Origin of the sequence: Spongiactinospora sp. TRM90649, assembly GCF_029382225.1 — a bacterium.
In the GTDB taxonomy this organism is placed as follows: Bacteria; Actinomycetota; Actinomycetes; order Streptosporangiales; family Streptosporangiaceae; genus Spongiactinospora.
The window spans coordinates 1-3,503 of the sequence record NZ_JARLTC010000078.1 but is presented as its reverse complement, the minus strand read 5'-3'; the positions used below and the strand labels follow the sequence as shown (position 1 = coordinate 3,503).

Here is a 3,503-nt window from a genome sequence, read left to right as displayed (position 1 = left end):
CCCCTTCATATTCAAAGATCGTGCGGCGGCGACCTACTCTCCCACACCGTCCCCAGTGCAGTACCATCGGCGCAGGCAGGCTTAACTTCCGGGTTCGGAATGTAACCGGGTGTCTCCCCACCGCCATAACCACCGCAACCCCAAGAACCAACCAACCCGCCCCCCAAACAAGGGAAGCCCGGTTGTGGCCTCAGAATCACACAGTGAACGCGAGCACCAACACGCAACAAAAAGTCACGGAATATCATGGTCAAGTCCTCGGCCTATTAGTACCAGTCAGCTCCACGCGTTACCACGCTTCCACACCTGGCCTATCAACCCGGTCGTCCACCGGGAGCCTTACCCCACTCTCATGGGAGGGAGACCTCATCTCAAGGCAAGCTTCCCGCTTAGATGCCTTCAGCGGTTATCCTTTCCGAACGTAGCCAACCAGCCATGCACCTGGCGATACAACTGGCACACCAGAGGTTCGTCCGTCCCGGTCCTCTCGTACTAGGGACAGCCCCTTTCAAGTCTCCTACGCGCGCAGCGGATAGGGACCGAACTGTCTCGCGACGTTCTAAACCCAGCTCGCGTACCGCTTTAATGGGCGAACAGCCCAACCCTTGGGACCTACTCCAGCCCCAGGATGCGACGAGCCGACATCGAGGTGCCAAACCATCCCGTCGATATGGACTCTTGGGGAAGATCAGCCTGTTATCCCCGGGGTACCTTTTAGCCGTTGAGCGACACCCCATCCACACGGTGGTGCCGGATCACTAGTCCCAGCTTTCGCTCCTGCTCGACCCGTCGGTCTCACAGTCAAGCCCCCTTGTGCACTTACACTCAACACCTGATTACCAACCAGGCTGAGGGAACCTTTGGGCGCCTCCGTTACCCTTTAGGAGGCAACCGCCCCAGTTAAACTACCCACCAGACACTGTCCCCCACCCGGATCCACGGGCGCGGGTTAGACATCCAAAACGACCAGAGTGGTATTTCACCAACGACTCCACCATCACTAGCGTGACAGCTTCACAGTCTCCCACCTATCCTACACAAGCCGCCCCAAACACCAATGTCAAGCTGTAGTGAAGGTCCCGGGGTCTTTCCGTCCTGCTGCGCGTAACGAGCATCTTTACTCGTAATGCAATTTCGCCGGGCCTGTGGTTGAGACAGCGGGGAAGTCGTTACGCCATTCGTGCAGGTCGGAACTTACCCGACAAGGAATTTCGCTACCTTAGGATGGTTATAGTTACCACCGCCGTTTACCGGCGCTTAAGTTCTCACCTTCGCCACCCAAAAAGCGGCTAAGCGGTCCCCTTAACGTTCCGGCACCGGGCAGGCGTCAGTCCGTATACATCGTCTTACGACTTCGCACGGACCTGTGTTTTTAATAAACAGTCGCTTCCCCCTGGCCACTGCGACCCCCACCAGCTCAAAGCGCAAAGACTCATCACCAGTAAAGGTCCCCCTTCTCCCGAAGTTACGGGGGCAATTTGCCGAGTTCCTTAACCACAGTTCACCCGATCGCCTCGGTATTCTCTACCTGACCACCTGAGTCGGTTTAGGGTACGGGCCGCCACACCACTCGCTAGAGGCTTTTCTCGGCAGCATAGGATCATCCACTTCGCCACAATCGGCTCGGCATCACACCTCAGGGACACGAGAGACGGATTTACCTATCTCTCCCCCTACATGCTTACCCCAGGACAACCACCGCCTGGGATGGACTACCTTCCTGCGTCACCCCATCGCTTACCTACTACCAGCTCAGGCCAGGCGTTCACCCTGACGCCCATCCCGAAGGACAGACCGGGCTAAGGACCCTTAGTATCACCAGGTTCAGTATTGGCGCGGAGCAGCGGGTACGGGAATATCAACCCGTCATCCATCGACTACGCCTGTCGGCCTCGCCTTAGGCCCCGACTTACCCTGGGCGGATTAACCTAGCCCAGGAACCCTTGGTCATCCGGCGCGAGGGTTTCCCACCCTCGATTCGCTACTCATGCCTGCATTCTCACTCGCATCCCGTCCACGATAAGGTCACCCCACCGCTTCACCCAGGACACGACGCTCCCCTACCCATCCCGCGCCCGAAAGCAACGGAATGCCACGTCTTCGGCGGTGCACTTGAGCCCCGCTACATTATCGGCGCAGAATCACTTGACCAGTGAGCTATTACGCACTCTTTCAAGGATGGCTGCTTCTAAGCCAACCTCCTGGTTGTCACTGCGACTCCACATCCTTTCCCACTTAGCACACGCTTAGGGGCCTTAGACGATGATCTGGGCTGTTTCCCTCTCGACCACGGAGCTTATCCCCCGCAGTCTCACTGCCACGCTCAGCTATACCGGCATTCGGAGTTTGACTGACGTCAGTAACCTTGTCGGGCCCATCAGCCAACCAGTGCTCTACCTCCGGCAAGCACACGCAACGCTGCACCTAAATGCATTTCGGGGAGAACCAGCTATCACGGAGTTTGATTGGCCTTTCACCCCTACACACAGGTCATCCCCCAGGTTTTCAACCCTGGTGGGTTCGGGCCTCCACCCAGTCTTACCTGAGCTTCACCCTGCCCATGCGTAGATCACTCCGCTTCGGGTCCACAGCATGCGACTCAAACGCCCTATTCAGACTCGCTTTCGCTACGGCTCCCCCACCCGGGTTAACCTCGCCACACACCATGACTCGCAGGCTCATTCTTCAAAAGGCACGCAGTCACACCACAATCCTGTTGCAATGCTCCCACGGCTTGTAGGCACACGGTTTCAGGTACTATTTCACGACCCCTCACCGGGGCACTTTTCACCTTTCCCTCACGGTACTCGTGCACTATCGGTCATCAGGGAGTATTCAGGCTTACCAGGTGGTCCTGGCAGATTCACACAGGATTCCTCGAGCCCCGTGCTACTCGGGAACACACCAAGGAAGTCCATCCGATTTCGCCTACCCGACTCTCACGGTCTACGGCGCCCCATCCCAAAGGCTTCGACTACCAGATGGATTTCTCACTCCCCCAAGGAACGGCGGCCCCCTGAAAGGCATGTCCCACAACCCCGCACACGCAACGCCCGCCGGCTATCACACGCATACGGTTTAGCCTCATCCGCGTTCGCTCACCACTACTAACGGAATCACTATTGTTTTCTCTTCCTACGGGTACTGAGATGTTTCACTTCCCCGCGTTACCACCAACCGCCCTATACATTCAGACGGCGGCGACACCACATGACTGGTGCCAGGTTTCCCCATTCGGACATCCCCGGATCAAAGTCTGGCTGGCGACTCCCCGGGGCTTAACGCAGCCTCCCACGTCCTTCATCGGCTCCTGATGCCAAGGCATCCACCGTGTGCCCTAAAAAACTTGGCCACAAAAGATGCTCGCGTCCACTATGCAAATCTCAAACAACAACCAGACGACCAACCCGACCAGCACCACGACCACCAACACCCCAACGAGTGCCTGATGCGGTATGCCCGGCCCAACCAGCCCCGGTAACGAAGAAACACCCGAACCAACA

The 3,503-nt window shown here is 57.6% G+C and carries 2 rRNA genes; both read right to left on the bottom strand.

Going from position 1 to position 3,503, the window contains the following annotated elements:
* Positions 1-20: 20 nt before the first annotated feature.
* Positions 21-137 (bottom strand): 5S ribosomal RNA (gene rrf / locus P3X83_RS42980).
* A 109-nt stretch (positions 138-246) separates the two neighbouring features.
* A 23S ribosomal RNA gene (locus P3X83_RS42975) occupies positions 247-3,352 on the bottom strand.
* Positions 3,353-3,503: the final 151 nt, after the last annotated feature.